Annotated in this window: 14 protein-coding genes; 13 read left to right on the top strand and 1 reads right to left on the bottom strand. The window is 30.7% G+C overall.

Annotated features, from left to right (window positions below):
• Positions 1-998 precede the first annotated feature (998 nt).
• The 6 genes from H033_RS21045 (at position 999) to H033_RS0114090 (ending at position 6,573) form a co-directional block, all read left to right on the top strand.
• On the top strand, positions 999-2,840 hold the full coding sequence (locus H033_RS21045) for an NACHT domain-containing protein (protein WP_026838877.1): 1,842 nt from the start codon (positions 999-1,001) through the stop codon (positions 2,838-2,840).
• A 162-nt stretch (positions 2,841-3,002) separates the two neighbouring features.
• Positions 3,003-3,455 carry a hypothetical protein gene (locus H033_RS0114070; RefSeq protein WP_026838878.1) on the top strand — a complete coding sequence of 151 codons (453 nt, stop codon included), beginning with the start codon at positions 3,003-3,005 and terminating at the stop codon, positions 3,453-3,455.
• A gap of 7 nt (positions 3,456-3,462) precedes the next feature.
• Positions 3,463-3,945 (top strand): hypothetical protein, encoded by a 483-nt coding sequence (locus H033_RS0114075; RefSeq protein WP_026838879.1) that lies wholly within the window; start codon positions 3,463-3,465, stop codon positions 3,943-3,945.
• A gap of 160 nt (positions 3,946-4,105) precedes the next feature.
• Positions 4,106-5,029: a hypothetical protein gene (locus tag H033_RS0114080; protein ID WP_026838880.1), complete on the top strand. Its 924-nt coding sequence runs from the start codon at positions 4,106-4,108 to the stop codon at positions 5,027-5,029.
• A gap of 163 nt (positions 5,030-5,192) precedes the next feature.
• Positions 5,193-6,002: a hypothetical protein gene (locus H033_RS20335; protein ID WP_051227924.1), complete on the top strand. Its 810-nt coding sequence runs from the start codon at positions 5,193-5,195 to the stop codon at positions 6,000-6,002.
• A 4-nt stretch (positions 6,003-6,006) separates the two neighbouring features.
• Positions 6,007-6,573, top strand: a complete 567-nt coding sequence (locus tag H033_RS0114090) for a hypothetical protein (protein ID WP_155827828.1) — start codon at positions 6,007-6,009, stop codon at positions 6,571-6,573.
• A 772-nt stretch (positions 6,574-7,345) separates the two neighbouring features.
• Here H033_RS0114090 and H033_RS0114095 read toward each other — a convergent pair.
• Positions 7,346-8,728 (bottom strand): NAD-dependent succinate-semialdehyde dehydrogenase, encoded by a 1,383-nt coding sequence (locus H033_RS0114095; RefSeq protein ID WP_026838882.1) that lies wholly within the window; start codon positions 8,726-8,728, stop codon positions 7,346-7,348.
• A gap of 708 nt (positions 8,729-9,436) precedes the next feature.
• On the opposite strand from H033_RS0114095, the gene H033_RS0114100 reads away from it, so the two are divergent.
• The 7 genes from H033_RS0114100 to H033_RS0114130 all read left to right on the top strand — a co-directional run bounded on the left by H033_RS0114100 (position 9,437) and on the right by H033_RS0114130 (position 15,291).
• Positions 9,437-10,051, top strand: coding sequence for a hypothetical protein (locus H033_RS0114100; RefSeq protein ID WP_026838883.1), 615 nt, complete (start codon positions 9,437-9,439; stop codon positions 10,049-10,051).
• A 173-nt stretch (positions 10,052-10,224) separates the two neighbouring features.
• On the top strand, positions 10,225-10,833 hold the full coding sequence (locus H033_RS0114105) for a hypothetical protein (RefSeq protein ID WP_026838884.1): 609 nt from the start codon (positions 10,225-10,227) through the stop codon (positions 10,831-10,833).
• A 150-nt stretch (positions 10,834-10,983) separates the two neighbouring features.
• Positions 10,984-11,823, top strand: coding sequence for a DUF4886 domain-containing protein (locus tag H033_RS0114110; protein ID WP_026838885.1), 840 nt, complete (start codon positions 10,984-10,986; stop codon positions 11,821-11,823).
• Between the two features lie 164 nt (positions 11,824-11,987).
• On the top strand, positions 11,988-12,413 hold the full coding sequence (locus H033_RS0114115; protein WP_026838886.1) for a hypothetical protein: 426 nt from the start codon (positions 11,988-11,990) through the stop codon (positions 12,411-12,413).
• Between the two features lie 143 nt (positions 12,414-12,556).
• Positions 12,557-13,057, top strand: coding sequence for a hypothetical protein (locus H033_RS0114120; protein WP_231367626.1), 501 nt, complete (start codon positions 12,557-12,559; stop codon positions 13,055-13,057).
• A 226-nt stretch (positions 13,058-13,283) separates the two neighbouring features.
• Positions 13,284-14,606 (top strand): AAA family ATPase, encoded by a 1,323-nt coding sequence (locus H033_RS0114125; RefSeq protein ID WP_026838888.1) that lies wholly within the window; start codon positions 13,284-13,286, stop codon positions 14,604-14,606.
• On the top strand, positions 14,599-15,291 hold the full coding sequence (locus H033_RS0114130) for an RloB family protein (protein ID WP_026838889.1): 693 nt from the start codon (positions 14,599-14,601) through the stop codon (positions 15,289-15,291). Before H033_RS0114125 ends, H033_RS0114130 begins: the two co-directional genes overlap by 8 nt.
• The last annotated feature ends 633 nt before the right edge of the window (positions 15,292-15,924 follow it).

Below are 15,924 nucleotides of genomic sequence, written 5' to 3' on the forward strand. Positions count from 1 at the left end.
AAATAAATATACATTTAGGATATTATTCTGACTTTTACTCAAGCACGAAAACTGGTAAAAAAGGAATGCCTAGATTTAATGCGCTGAATTTTACTCAGTCGTGAAAAATAAAAGTATAAGTTAGGAAAAAACAAAAAACATAAAAGCTGAGTAACTTAATAACATATTCCGTAGTAAACAACACTATGCAACATCGGTTAAGCGCAAATAGCGGGTATTTCAGTAAAATGTGATATTTTAGACACCAAGTAACAAACAACTAAGCTGACAAGAACGCGTCCCTATTCCACGCTACTTGCCTTAACCAAGACCGTTGCAAATCAGTTTTTAGAAAGAAAAACTCAAAAAAATCTGAATATAAAAACTCATCTCTCGCAACTGTTGCGCTGACTTTTTCAAGATTTTAGTAAAAAACATAAACTACTCAAATCTGAGGCTTCTTTGTAAAGTTTACAAAGATGAAAAATGTGAAAATTAGATGACCTTAAAATCAGTACGTGGATTCTAAAGTAAATTTGAATTGAAAAGAAGAAGTAATAATTGATGATTTTTAAAATCACTACGCTGACTTTTACTCGGACCTGTAAAAGCTAAAAATAGATGCATTCTGCTTATTATTCTGACTTTTACTCAAGCACGAAAAATGAATAAATTAGATGCCTTTCGATTTACAACTCTGACTTTTACTCTAAAATGAAAATTGACAAAAATGATTAAGAGCCAAAAAATTAAAAAACTGATTCTTACTCCGACGTGAAAAATAAAATTATAATTCAGGAAAGAAGAAAAATAAAAAAAAAGGCAGACAACAAAACAACATAATTGTAGTAAAAACCGCTATGCAACATCGGTTAAGCGCAAATAGCGGGTATTTGGTTGAAAAGTTATATTTTAGACACCAAGAAAAAAACAACAAAGCCGACAAGAACGTGTCCCTACTCCACACTACTTGCCTTAACCAAGACCGTTAGGTGTGATTTTTAACAAAAATCCAGTTAATGAATGAAATTGAAACGATTTTTACTCAAGCTTTAATTAAAAGTTTTATTGAAAAAGGAGTTAAAAGTGTATCATCACTTTTTGAAACTCAAATGAAGAAAGTAAACATAATTGCAAAGAAAAAACTTGAGAACGATGATTATAGATATTTTCGTGATAATTATGATTTAGAAATTTCAGAAAATGAAGTTCTTAAACACCTAAAAAGTAATTATGAAGCTGCCCAAACTTGGTCAAATGAAGTGAATTTCTCAACAGCAATTTCATCAAAAAAGTTGAACAATATTTTTGTTGATATTGATTTACACTTATCCCCAATTAAAACCAGATTTGACTCAGAGGAATTAACACGAACAATTAACAGTAAAAACTTAATAAAGGATTTTACAAAAAATAAAATAGTTTATGGTGGGGCTGGCGCAGGAAAAACAACATTAATTAAGAAAATTTTCAAAGAAGTTACTCAGAAAAATAATGATTTTTCATTTCCAGTGGTAATTAGATTTAGAGAACTAAATTATGAAAATGAGAATTACAAAAAGCATGGATTATTCAAAATATTAGTTGATTTAATTGGAATTAATATTGCTTTTCCAGAGAGGTTTATTGAGGACTTTTCAAGTGAATATGACTACATTCTAAAAAATACTGTAATTAATTTTTTCAATGACTGTGAGGTACTTCTTATTGCAGATGGTTTTGACGAAATCCCAGACAATAGCATTAAGAAAAGGATTGAAAGAGATTTCAATTCACTTGCATTAGAATTAAAAGGATCAAGATTTATATTAACTTCAAGAAGTAATGATTTTCAATTATTATTACCTAATACGAATGTTTATGAAATCTGCTCCTTAAATGATCAACAAATTAAACTCCTAATAGGTAAATGGATTTCAAGTAAAAAAAAGTCAAAGGAGTTATATGATAAAATCAAATCTTCGCCATATTATGATACAACAATGAGACCTCTTACTCTTTCTCATTTATGTGCGATTTATGAAAGAAAACAAACTATACCACCCAAACCGAGGTACATTTATGACTTCGTTTTAAATTTACTATTAGAAGCTTGGGATCAGCAAAGAAGTATAGTAAGACAATCTGATTACGCAGATTTCTATATTGAAAAGAAAAAAGAATTTTTAGGACATTTATCATTTTGGTTATCTTTTCAACTAGGTAAGAATGTTTTCGATGGAGATGATATTAGAAAATGTTACAAAAAAATACATCGATCTCACAATCTTCCAACTTCACAAGCCAAAAAAGTAGTAATTGAACTAGAAAACCATACAGGAATTTTTATTCAAACAGGATTTAATTCTTTTCAATTCTCTCATAAATCTTTGCAAGAGTTTCTAACTGCAAAATATCTTTCTGCCTTACCAAGAATTCCTGATATTGAAGTATTGAATAAGTTGCCTAATGAGACAGCAATAATGGTATGTTTATCTTCAAATCCCAATTATTATTTTCAAGAATTCAATCAGTACTTTAAGCATTATAATGAGCAATTTTGGCATGTTTTTTTTAATCGTCTTATCGATGAAAAGCCAGACTTCACTGAAAACCCAGGAGTTTTAATCTTCTTCATAAATAACATGTGGGAGAATGAAAACTCAATTTTTCAGAAAATATTTTTGGTTTTATTAGCTCAAACTAATTTAAAAGTATCAATAAAACAGTTCTTTGAAATTTATGATCTCAATGGCACTTATGCAGATTATACTTCTTTTATATTCAAAGATTTAAAAATTCCAATAATGGAAAGAAACTATTATCCTGCAAAACTTCATATAGATAGCGAAACTTACAAAATCCTAAAAAACTACACCTAACATCGGTTAAGGTCAAATAGCGGGCAATTGAGTGAAAAGTGTTATTTTAGAGACCAAGAAACAAACAACAAAGCCGACAAGAACGTGTCCTTACTCCACGCCACTTGCCTTAACCAAGACCGTTGGGCACAATAAAATTAATTACTAACTAAATAAGATAAAATGTTTAATCTATTTAAAAGCAAAACAAATCCAATTTTCGAAGAAATTTTAAAAACTTCAAAAGAGCAAATAAAGGATTTAGAAAATTACAAAACCCTAACTCCAAATGGAAAATATGAAGTATTGATTTTTTCTGCTTATGTTATTTTGAATTCTCAAGATTTATCAGGAAATGAAAAGTTGAAATATTTAAAATTTCTAAATGGATTAAGAAAGGATTATCAGGTTAATTTATCTAAGAATAAGACTTTTGACCTTATCAGTAGTAGAATAGATTTCATAGAAAGTGAATTTCAAAAACAAGAAGATTCAAAGCAATATTTCTTCCCTGGCCTTTACAATATTTTCTATGAAAACCCACTTACAGATAAACCACAATACAGCACAAATTTACCAGAAAATGCAAAATTTGCGATTATGCTTTCCTTATGCATAAAAGATTTATCCCAATAATATTTTGATGATAGATTCAATCACTCATGGTTCAATTCGAGAATTATTAGAACTAAGAGATAATGATAAATTAGAGATAAAAATTATAAATTGGTGGCTATTAAAGTATTCAGATTTTTACAGACAAATAGAAAAAGATTATAAAAATAATTTTATTTCTCTTGACAAGGATCAATTGCTATTTGAAAATTTTTATTCTGCTTTAGATACGATTTGCAGTTTTCATAAATATGAAAATTATTTTTCAAAGGAAATTGATAGACTTAAAGGTTTAAATCGAAAAGACCTTGAGAATTGGATCGTGAAAAACGAAAGACTAGGTTCCGAAATATTTGTGTGTTTTGGATTAGATTATCTTGATTATTGCGAAAATCCTATTGATTTGAATATTTTCATTCCAAAGTTCAGAAATCAGATTTTAGTTGATAGAGAAGAGTTCAAAAACACAATAGAATTTTTAGATATTTTCAATACAGTATATTGGAAGTAACCATTTACTGTGCCCAACATCGGTTAAGCGCAAATAGCGGGTATTTTAGTGAAAAGTATTATTTTAGAGACCAAGAAATAAACAATAAAGCCGACAAGTTCGCGTCCCTACACCACGCTACTTGCCTTAACCAAGACCGTTAGGCACAATACATTTGAAAATGCAGCTACTAAGTAATATTATAAATGAATTGATTGACACAGATAAAACAATCAGTTCCCCAATTTTAAAAGCAAAAGTTTTTGCTAGTAGAATTCAAAATAAGGAACTACTTGATTGGTTAAACAAAGAATTGGGCGGATATGATACGTCAGAAGAACTTCCCGAATATAGAGTTTATAAATGTCATTTAACTGGCTCGTACATTAATGGAAACATGAAATATACAAATGTTTCTATTGGAACAACAGGATTGGATGAAAACATCTCGGAAAGACTAAAGTATATGAGTTTTTACCAAAGCATTAGTAGCTTAGAACAAGATATTGTCGAAAACAATTCAGGGAGTTTGACACAAGAACTACCTGCAGAATTAATAAGTTATATAGGTGATAATATTAGAAAAAAAGGAAACCCTTACTATAATTTAATTGATGCTCGAAAAAGTTTATCTATCAGTGCTATAAATGAAATATTATCTGTTGTAAGAAATAAGCTTTTAGATTTTGTATTAAAAATTGATGAAGAATTTGGAAGTATTACAGAGATAAAAGATTTAAAATATAAGAGTCAGGAAATTCAAAAAATAGTGAACAAGACAATAATTAAACCCTCAGGTGACGGAAATTTGATTAACACCGGTGAAAACGCAAAAATTAAATCATCAATAAAAATTTCAAAAGGGAATAAAACTGACATAAGAAATAGAATTAAAGAAGTTGGATTAACTGAAAAAGATGCTGAGGAATTAATCGAAATAATTGATAATGATAATCCAGACCTTGAAAATGAGCGATTTGGGGACAAAGTAAACTTGTGGATTCAAAATATGATTGGTAAAGCTCTTAATGGATCTTGGCAAGTAAGCATTGGCGCTGCTGGAAGTATATTGGCAGAAATAATTCAACAATATTATGGAGTATAATGTACAGTGCCTAACATCGTTTAACAGCAAATAGCGGGCAATTGAGTGAAAAGTGTTATTTTAGAGACCAAGTAAAAAACAATTACGCCGACAAGGACACGTCCCAACTCCACGCTACTTGCGTTAAACAAGACCGTTGGCATTCATTTACAAGAAAATCCAGATGACAAATATAGAACTCTATAAATTTGCATATCAGTTCCTCTTAGATAAAGAAAATATTACAGAAAAAATTATTCAAAAACAATTTCAACCAGAACATAATAAACCGAAAAGTATTAATACTATATTTCAAAGACTTTGTGAAACTGCACAAAACAAGCAGATGAGTACAAAAGTTATTGGAGGTTCCATTGGAGGAGTTGAAAACCTAAAAAATATACTTTTCAAATTTTGCCCCAAAGAAGTTTCTAAAAATTTCTCAAAAACTGATTCTGAAAAATTATTGGATAAAATAATATTAGAATTAAATCCAAAAGGACAAATAAGAAGAACTTCAAGAAGTATTTGGCCCTTGTTCTGCCAATCCATTATTGATTCTGCGCACTTTTTAAATGAATTTAATGATGCTAATTCATTTTATAAATGGGCTGATCTTTTTGCTAACGATGAAAAATCCAAACAAGCACTTCCAATGCTAATTAGTCTTGAAATATCTGGAATTGGATTTCCGTTGGCTTGTGATTTTTTAAAAGAAATAGGTTATTTAAATTTTGGAAAACCAGATATTCACCTTAAAGAGATATTTAAAGAACTAAAATTAATTAATCCAAATGAAAAATCAACAATAAAACAAGATTACGAAACCTTAAAAATTATTGACAAAATAGCATTAGACAATAATACAACTGCTTTTAAGGTAGATAAAATATTTTGGCTAATTGGAAGTGGGAATTTCTATTTGACAAAAATCAATATTGGAAGAAATCGAAATATATTCATTAAAGAAGCAAAAGAATATTTTAACTTATAAAATTATGACATTTAACAGAGATAAAAGAAACGATATAAAAGAAACAAATATTCTTATTCTTAAAAACAGAAAACCTTTATTTAATGGCGAAAGCTGGCTTGGACATACCAAAGATTGTGGAATAATTGACTACGAATTATTAAGTGGAGCAACTAAAAATGAATTAGTAAAAAGAAGTGGTAGAGAACTAAGTGGAGTTGTCGGACATATTAGCCATTTGAAATCTGAACACGGACTTAAAATTTCAAAAATCGATGAAATTTACAAACTGGAGTATTCTCATCCCCAAACAAACAAAGCTTTAACTCAATTTGATTTAGAAGATTTAATGAAAATTGACATAGAGAGAATAACAAAATATTGTACAACACAATTAGAAAATAAAGATGGAAACCTAAAGTGGTACTCTATTGGGATTGATTCACAAAACATAGAGGGCGAAGAAGTAACTCCATTAACAGAAAATAAGGAATTTGCTCAAACTTTATTAAATAAAAAAACAGGAGATTATGTAAATTTTGGAACCGGATTTAAAATTGTAGCAATTAAAAAATATTTAAGTATTGAGTAAGTAAACGAAATGCCAACATCGTTTAACAGCAAATAGCGGGAATTCTGGTGAAAAGTGTTATTTTCGACACCAAGCAACAAACAACAAAGCCGACAAGTTCGCGTCCCTACTCCACGCCACTTGCGTTAAACAAGACCGTTGTAGAGAAGAGTTCAGAAAGAAAAACGCAAAATAAAACGGCAAATCTGAATGAAAAAAAACCAATCTTTCGCAACTGTTGCGCTGACTTTTTCGAGATTTTAGTAAAAACAAAAAACACTCAGGCTCAAGTTGTATGAAAAAGTTTAAATGATGAAAAACGGGAAAATTGGATGCTCTTAAAATCAGTGCGTGTATTTTTCAAAGATGTAAAACTCTGAATTGAAATTTAGAAATGTTAATTGATAATTTTAGCTAAGTTCTAATTAGCATATTGAATAGTTGTTGTTAATTAATAGAATTATTTATTTCTCTTTTAGTTCGTTCCTCTGTTGCACGATCTTCAGATTGGTTATCGCCCTTTTTATTGAATCTTATTTTGACGTGTTGTTATGTTATAAGGATAATGGCGCTCTAAGCTTCTGCTATTGCGTAATGCATATTCTTTAATGCACCCTGAAGTAATCGCAGCCTCTTTCTTTTCGAGGTCAACTGATACCGATGTTACCCAGTGGGCAGCAGACGATTTATTTTTAACTGTTGAATTCGTCCGCCACAACTCATACCATTGATGAGATAAGTATGCTTGATTAAATTTTCCATCATTTTTAAATTTTTTTTGATTTCAATATTTTCAAAACGGATCGTTCAGTCCGCTTACTCGAATGAGTTTCTTATTAACAAACTCCTGAATTCCCAACTCTGATAGTTCCCGACCGAAGCCTGAACGCTTTGTGCCACCAAAAGGAAGATCGGCTTGTGTCCAAGTAGGGTGATTTATAAAGACCATTCCAGAATCAATATGATTGGCTACTTTTTTAGCACGTTCGAGGTCTTGCGTAAATATGGATGCGCCTAATCCAAAATCAGAATCATTAGCCAAGTCAATGGCAGCTTGTTCGTCTTTAACTACATAGAAGGATGCAACCGGGCCAAATAGTTCTTCATTATAAGCAGCAATGCCAGGTTTCAAATTGGTGAGTATGGTGGGTTCCATAAAGGCGCCTTCACGATCGGCACGTTTACCACCCAATAAAACTTTTGCACCTTGATCAACTGAACGTTTTACCTGGTCGGCTAAATGAACTGCCGCTGCTTCACTGCTTAGAGGGCCTAATTCTGTTGCGGGATCCATTGGATCGCCCACTTTCATTTTTGATAACTTGTCCTTAAACTTTTGAATAAATTCATCGGCTATTGCTTCCACAGCAATAAACCGCTTGGAGGCTATACAAGATTGACCGTTGTTATTCATCCTGCCCACAACTGCCCACTCAATCGTTTTTTCCATGTCGGCATCTTCCAGTATAATGAACACATCATTACCGCCAAGCTCCAGCACCACCTTTTTCAAATATTTTCCGGCTTCCATGGCAATACTTGCACCTGCTTCTTCACTTCCTGTTAAGGAAACACCTTTTATTCTTTTATCAGAAACCAATGCTGATGCATTTTTGCCAGAGATGTATAAATTGGTGTACAATCCTTCAGGAGCTTCTGCTTCTTCGAACAGTTTTTCAATAGCAGCAGCACATTGTGGTACACTGGAGGCATGTTTAAGCAATATAGTATTGCCCACCATAATATTGGGAGCTGCAAAGCGAGCCACCTGATAAAAGGGAAAATTCCAAGGCATCACACCCAACAACACACCAATGGGACTATTTCGAATTATAGCCTCTCCATGTTCCGGGTCAAGTACTTTATCGGCAAGAAAAGTTTCTCCGTGATCGGCATAGTAATCAAAGATATCGGCGCTCAAGTCGATTTCGCCTTCCGCTTGGGTAAGGAGTTTGCCCATTTCTAAGGTGATGGTTTTGGCAAGTTCAGATTTCTTGATTCGCATGAGTTTAGCTACTTTATGTAACAAATCAGCCCGTTGCTGGTAGCTCGTTTCTTTCCAGGTAGTAAAAGCCAGATGGGCTTTCATCACTTTAGCATCAACTGTTTTCTCCGTCATTTCTTCGAATGACTTTACTGTTTTGTTTGTGTTTGGATTAATTGTTTGTATGGCCATATTAATTCATCTTTAATTAAATTGTGTGAGGAAATGTTCTTTTGCTAATTAAAGATAGGGACATCACAATTAATCCCGTTACAGGTACTGTTAATAGTTCCACAATTCTCACAGCTAGAAAATGTAGTTGAGAAAAAATTAATACGGGGGAGGATTGCATGTAAAAGTCATTTATGCTTTTATCATTTCTATCTGTATGTTTATAGTTGTGGCATTGAGGTGAGGTTCTCTACAATTGCTGCCAACAGTTGAAGCTATTGTCTTTGCTTCAAATAGCGCATGGTACGAGTACAAACAACAACTATTCAATATGCTAATTAGAACTTAGCTATAATTTTTAAATCCAAAATGCTGAATTTCTTACTCGGGTGTGAAATATGTAGAATTTTAATGCTTTTAAATTTTAAAATCTGACTTTGAATCAAACGAAAAAATAACCAAAAGAATTTAGAAGAAAAGAATTGAAACGGACTCTTACTAAAACATGAAAAAATAATTTGAGATTTAGAAAAGAAGAAAAACAAAAAAAGCAGCCAGTAAAACAACAAATTTTGAAGTAAACACCTCTCTACAACATCGTTTAACTGCAAATAGCGGGCATTCTGCTGAAAAGTGTTATTTTAGACATCAAGTAAAAAACAACTAAGCCGACAAGTTTGCGTCCCTACTCCACGCCACTTGCGTTAAACAAGACCGTTGCCATCCATTTTGAAGAAAATTCTGCTCATATCGACAATTTTACTGATTTTAGCTTGTAATAAAAAAACAAGAGAAATTCGCTATTATCCAAATGATGAGTATAGTTTAGATGAAAATGTCGAAATAATTGGATTGGATACCACTAAATTGAACTTTCGAGAGATTACAAATAAATTAGAACATCACTATGAAAATAAAACACATATGATTGTTCAATTTGATGATGGAAATATCACTAAAAAAATCTTACCACACGTGTATGGGAATGGACTTTTTAAAATCAAAAATGTACTTAAAATTAAAACTGACTCTATTCTGATTGACGATGGATATCAGATTTCAGAATTGAAAAGATTACTTAAAAGACATTATACCAATAATGGTAAAATTCCATATTATTCAGCTAATTATTATCAAGCAGCGGTGGAAATAACAATTGACACAAACAATACAGGAAAAGATTTAGAACAAGTATTGAAAACTGTAACTCGGACTTTTGATGAAATTAAAACTGAAATTCAAGATTCAATAAAATTGAATATTTTCTTTAGTTATTTCAGACAAATTCCTCCACCGCCTCCACCACCATTCAATGACGAGTTTAATTTATATAAAGAATTATAAAAAAACGTATGGCAACATCGTATAATAGCAAATAGCGGGCATTCTAATGAAAAGTGTTATTTTAGACACCAAGTAAAAAACAACAAAACCGACAAAGACGTGTTCCTACTCCACGCCACTTGCGTTATACAAGACCGTTAGCAGCTATTTTAAACAAAAAATGAACTAATACAATGAATAAAATAATTTTACTATTAGTCATAACTTTATTACAAAGTCAAAATATTAATAACAAATCAGGAAATACATCTAGAGGAAATAATGATATCAGTAAAATTATTGAGGTTATAATTTTTCATGAAGATTTAAATATTCTGACAAAGAAATTAAAAACGACTAAATTCTGTAGTGAACTAAAAAAAATAGAAATAGAAGTTCCTGTTGGTTACAATGAAGGTTTAATCTCTGCGCCAGCACCCGAAAATCGTTATATAACAACTATTTTATATGATAATATAAGTGATGAAGTTTTCTTTTCAAGTAAAGATTCTTCATTCATACTGGCTCAAAATTCTAATCCAAAAAGAATTAAAATTGACAAAAAGATTACAGATAAATTGAACACAACAACATTTCAAAATGAACTAAAAAAAATAAATAATGGGGAAGATTATGATTTTTATGAAATGTCAATTCCTATTTTTTCTTTCGATAAACGAACAGCTTATGTTGAATTAGATCACCGTTGTGGACATCTTTGCGGAAACGGACGAGCATTTTATTTAAGAAAAATTAATGGTAAATGGAAAATAATTGAAAATTTTAGAACTTGGAAAAGTTAAAAAAACAGCTGCTAACATCGGTTAAGAGCAAATAGCGGGCATTCAAGTGAAAAGTACTATTTTAGACATCAAGTAAAAAACAACAAAACCGACAAGTTTGCGTCCCTACTCCACGCTACTTACCTTAACCAAGACCGTTACCTGTAATTTATGAGAAAAATTCTGCTTCTATTATTAGCTGTTATTTTATTGAGTTGTGGATTTAACAATTCAAAAGACACAAAAGAAATCAATGTTTTATTCATTGGGAATAGTTTGACATATTATAATGATATGCCTCAAAAACTTCAAGAAATGATGAATGAAACAAATCCGAATATTAAAATAGATCAAATAACATTTCCCGGGTTCTCTCTAAGTGCCCATCTAGAAAATGTAATTGTAGAGTCTTCTGAGAATAATACTAAAACAACGACAAAAGCGCCTGGAGAATTAACTGCAGCCGAAAAGAAATTAGCAGAAAAGAATTGGGATATAATTATTCTCCAAACTGGAGGAGTTGCGGTTTTAATTCCAGAATCATTAGAATACAAAGTGGATCCTGCAATCAAAAAGATTAAAGAATTAGTGAAAAATGATAATGCACGATTTATTCTGTTTAATACTTGGACAACCAAAGTGGAATATCCTAAAAAATATTGTTATCGAGGAATGCAAATAAGTCAATCACTCGATAGAATGACAGAATATTGTTCTCCTGAGATAAATAATTCTAAGGAATATCTTGAGTTTACAAATGATTCCTACAAGACTCTTGCGGATAACAATTCACTAGAAAAAACTGACCATGGAAATATATTTCAGAAAGTTTATGACAAATATCCTGAGATAAATATTTTAGAGGATACAATGCATCCTTCTGATCTTGGTGCATTTTTAAGCGCATCTATCTTTTACGAAATTATTACAAAGAATGATCCTAGCGATTTAAAATATGTTGGAGAAATTGATTCAAAAACAGCGGAACTATTAAAAGAATTAGCAAAATAAACTACAGGTAACATCGGTTAAGCGCAAATTAGCGGGTATTCATGTAAAAGTTATATTTTAGTCATCAAGAAACAAACAACAAAGCCGACAAGAACGCGTCCCTACTCCACGCTACTTGCCTTAACCAAGACCGTTGTAGCACATTTAAAAAAACCGACAGAACATTGAATAAAGTTAAAAACACATTAAAAATACTTTCAACAAATTGGGTTCACTTCGTTGGTTTTTATGTGACAACATATTTAAGTTTGATTTTATTTAAACTAATTGGAATTGAAGGGTCTGCAAATGAAGAATGGAATGCAATTCTATTTTTAAGTCTTCTCACAATTCCCCTTCTATTTTTCGTCTATGGACTTAGGATTATTGGTGGTTTTCTTATTGCAATCATACTTCTCGACATTATAAGTTTCAACTTAAAAACCTCCAGAATTAAATTGATTTTACTTATTGAATGGCTTTTAATAATTCCACCATTTATAAATTGGGCTTTTGAATACGAATATTGGCTTTGGATTACATTGAGCATTTCATTCTTAATAACCCAACTATTCAGAAAGAGGAAAATCACCAAAATAATTAAAAAATAACCCTGTTATAACAGCACACATAAATGAACCGAAATCCTAAAATAGCGGCAGGACTAATTTCACTTGGACTTTTAGCGACTTTAATTTACAAGTTGACTGAAATCCCAAGCGGAATAATTCTATCAGGACTATTTCTTGGCGGAATGGTAATATTTTTGATTTTGATTGGCGGACTTATCTTGACTTGGTTCACTAAATTGATTTTAAAACGACTTCCATTTTGGACAATTTATTTCACCATAACAGCCATATCTTTTGCTATTTTCCATTACCAACTCTACTCACCGACCTTAAAAATTGTCGTTCCTGAGAATTACATAGGACAAATTAGCCTTGTAAAATCCAATGTAACAGAAAACATTTTGACCGTTGACTCAAACGGAATTGGGTATTTAAATGAATGGACTTTTAACAAATTGTATTCTAAACCAATTGTCTTTGACAAAAGTGGAAAAGACTTAACCGAACAGTGTGTGGGATTTAATCCATCGACATTTTTTGGACTTGGAACTTCGGCCAGTTCCGAGAAAAGGAAAGAAATTAAGTCGCTATCATTTGAAATTGTACCAATAGACAAAATTGGCGAAAAACAATATTATTCATCTAACTTGAATAAATTGGTAGACAAAAAAAAGATAAATTAAAAAAACGTGCTACAACATCGTTTAACAGCAAATAGCGGGTATTTTGCTGAAAAGTTTTATTTTAGAGACCAAGTAAAAACCAACTAAGCCGACAAGAACGCGTCCCTAATCCACGCCACTTGCGTTAAACAAGACCGTTGGCAATAATACAAAAACAATCACAAGATAACATTGATTTCATTTCTTAATTGTATATTTGCATAATAAATGTAAATTTTAAATTAAGATGAAAATTCAAGAATTTAGTTTTGGCAATTTTAAATCTTTTAAAGATATCCAAACTTTAAATCTATCCTCTGCAAAAATAAAATCCAAATATCAAGATATAGACATTCAAAATGTAATTGCTGGAAAAAATAATGAAGATATTTCATTTTTAAAGTCCAAAGCGATTTATGGAGCAAATGCGAGTGGAAAAAGTAACATTATAAAAGCTTTTGTTACATTTATTCGTATTGTAAAAACTTCTGTAAAAGATGAAAAGATACTTCACTTGGTAGACTCTTTTAGATTATCTACAGAAACAGAAAACCAACCAAGTTTTTTTCAAATCATTTTTTGGTTCAAAAACACCAAATATCGTTATGGGTTTGAGTTAGATGATGAGAATATCACAGCTGAATGGTTATATGGAAAACCAAAAGACAGAGAACTACCTTTTTTTATTAGAGATAATCAACAAATAATTGAACTTGATAAAACGAATTACGGTGAAGGAGATAAGTTAATGACCTTATTAAAAGATGATGAGTCCGAGGATAACGAAATTTTCAGAAGTAACTCATTATTTTTGTCAACCCTTGCTACTTTTGGTTTTGGTAAATTATCTAAACAACTAATAGATAGTTTTGCTTCAATGATTATAATTAGTGGTTTAGGACATCAAGGAATGTATAAAGTTGCTGGAGATGCTCTGAGCGATGATAAAAAGAAAAAATATATTATTGACTTTCTTAAATATGGAGATATAGGAATTGAAGATGTAAATGCGATAGAAATTTCTTCCGATGACTTACCTAATGATATTGACGATGACATTCGTAAAAACTTTGATAATAAGAAAAAACGAAAGTTGCTTATTTCTACAAGAAAGAAATACAATGAAGATCTTATTTCTAAAGACACAGAATCTTTTACTTTTGGATCTCACGAATCTGAAGGAACTCAAAAATTATTTGAGTTAAGTCCATTTATCTATGAAGCTTTAAAGAACAAAAGACCAATAATTATAGATGAATTTGATGCAAGGTTTCATCCTTTACTTACAAAGAAAATCTTGCAATTATTTAACTCGGATGAAAATGCTGGTTCTCAATTAATTTTCACAACACACGATACAAATCTACTATCTTCAGACTTATTAAGAAGAGACCAAATTGAATTTGTCGAAAAAGATAAATATGGAGCAAGTCACCTATATTCTTTAGTCCAATTTAAAGGAATTAGAAATACTGCTTCGTTTGAAAAGGATTACATACAAGGAAAATATGGAGCAATACCTTTTTTAGGCGATTTCAGTAAATTGATAAATACTGAAGAAGATGCCTAAAAAAACAAAAGCTATAAAACAAACGGATATTAAAGGTCAAAAAGCTTGGCTAAAAAAAATAGATGCATCACTTTATCAAATTGAGATAAAAGAAAAAAACAAGACAATTTTGATCGTTGGAGAAGGTCAAACTGAAAAACTATATTTTGAATCTTTCCCAGTATTAGCATTAACAGTCGAAGCTATTGATTTAAAAGGTCAAAGTAAATTAAAACTTATCGAATCCACTCAATCTATAATTGAAAATAGTAAAACAAAGTATGATGAAGTTTGGTGTGTTTTTGATATGGATTATAAACAAGGGGAAAAGGAATTTGCTGATTTTGATAATGCAATTAAAAAAGGAAAATCTTTAGGATATAAAATAGCATATTCAAATGATGCATTTGAGTTATGGTTTTACCTACATTATAATTATACAGAACAACAAAATCATAGAACTTATTACTATAAATCACTTGGAGAAAAATGGGATTTGAACTATGAGAAAGATGGAAAAGCATACAAGTTCTGTCAAAGTATTTATTCAAGAATAGAAAATGATAAAGAAGCATCACAAGCAAAAGCAATTAAACGTGCTGAAAAACTTCTTAAGAAACAATCTGACTTAATATATCATAAACAAAATCCAATTACTACAGTTTATAAATTGGTAAATTACTTGAATGATAATAAAAGGAAATAAGTACTATTGCCAACATCGGTTAAGCGCAAATAGCGGGTATTTCAGTAAAAAGTGATATTTTAGACACCAATAAACAAACAACAAAGCCGACAAATTCGCGTCCCTACTCCACGCTACTTGCCTTAACCAAGACCGTTGGCATTCATTGTTCTCAATCAAAATTTTATAAAATGATAAAAAGAAATCTAGCTTCAATATTTATAATAATCTCTTGTATTTGGAGTATTTCAAATATCGAATTTTCAAATATTTCCGAACCAAAAGAATATTGGTCTTTGACTGTTTCTTCGCTTATTATTTTAGCGTCAATAATTTTGATTTTTAGTACGGAATCAAAATTTAATAAAAGTATGAAATCTAAATCCGAATAACTTTAGGAACCAACTTTATAGATGGTTCGTGGAATCGAAAACTGAATAGAAAACTATAAAATGTTTAGATGTGGAATTTCTCACTCAATCGGACTTGAAAAGTATTACAAATTAGACCAAAAAATTTTGATAATAAAATTCTTTAAAAATTTAGAAAAGAGAAATATTGAACATAAGGAATATAAAAAAGAATAATTTAAAAAAACGTTTGGCTTTCATCTCGTTTTTGGAATCTAAAACTGAATTGAAAAACAAAACCTGA

The sequence above is a fragment of the Gillisia sp. JM1 genome, from assembly GCF_000424645.1.
Lineage (GTDB): Bacteria > Bacteroidota > Bacteroidia > Flavobacteriales > Flavobacteriaceae > Gillisia.

Bases quoted from the DNA above. Each gene is read 5' to 3' on its own strand.
- H033_RS21045 (WP_026838877.1), top strand. From the start codon at position 999: ATGAATGAAATTGAAACGATTTTTACTCAAGCTTTAATTAAAAGTTTT.
- H033_RS0114070 (WP_026838878.1), top strand. From the start codon at position 3,003: ATGTTTAATCTATTTAAAAGCAAAACAAATCCAATTTTCGAAGAAATT.
- H033_RS0114075 (WP_026838879.1), top strand. From the start codon at position 3,463: ATGATAGATTCAATCACTCATGGTTCAATTCGAGAATTATTAGAACTA.
- H033_RS0114080 (WP_026838880.1), top strand. From the start codon at position 4,106: ATGCAGCTACTAAGTAATATTATAAATGAATTGATTGACACAGATAAA.
- H033_RS20335 (WP_051227924.1), top strand. From the start codon at position 5,193: ATGACAAATATAGAACTCTATAAATTTGCATATCAGTTCCTCTTAGAT.
- H033_RS0114090 (WP_155827828.1), top strand. From the start codon at position 6,007: ATGACATTTAACAGAGATAAAAGAAACGATATAAAAGAAACAAATATT.
- H033_RS0114095 (WP_026838882.1), bottom strand. From the start codon at position 8,728: ATGGCCATACAAACAATTAATCCAAACACAAACAAAACAGTAAAGTCA.
- H033_RS0114105 (WP_026838884.1), top strand. From the start codon at position 10,225: ATGAATAAAATAATTTTACTATTAGTCATAACTTTATTACAAAGTCAA.
- H033_RS0114110 (WP_026838885.1), top strand. From the start codon at position 10,984: ATGAGAAAAATTCTGCTTCTATTATTAGCTGTTATTTTATTGAGTTGT.
- H033_RS0114120 (WP_231367626.1), top strand. From the start codon at position 12,557: ATGGTAATATTTTTGATTTTGATTGGCGGACTTATCTTGACTTGGTTC.
- H033_RS0114125 (WP_026838888.1), top strand. From the start codon at position 13,284: ATGAAAATTCAAGAATTTAGTTTTGGCAATTTTAAATCTTTTAAAGAT.
- H033_RS0114130 (WP_026838889.1), top strand. From the start codon at position 14,599: ATGCCTAAAAAAACAAAAGCTATAAAACAAACGGATATTAAAGGTCAA.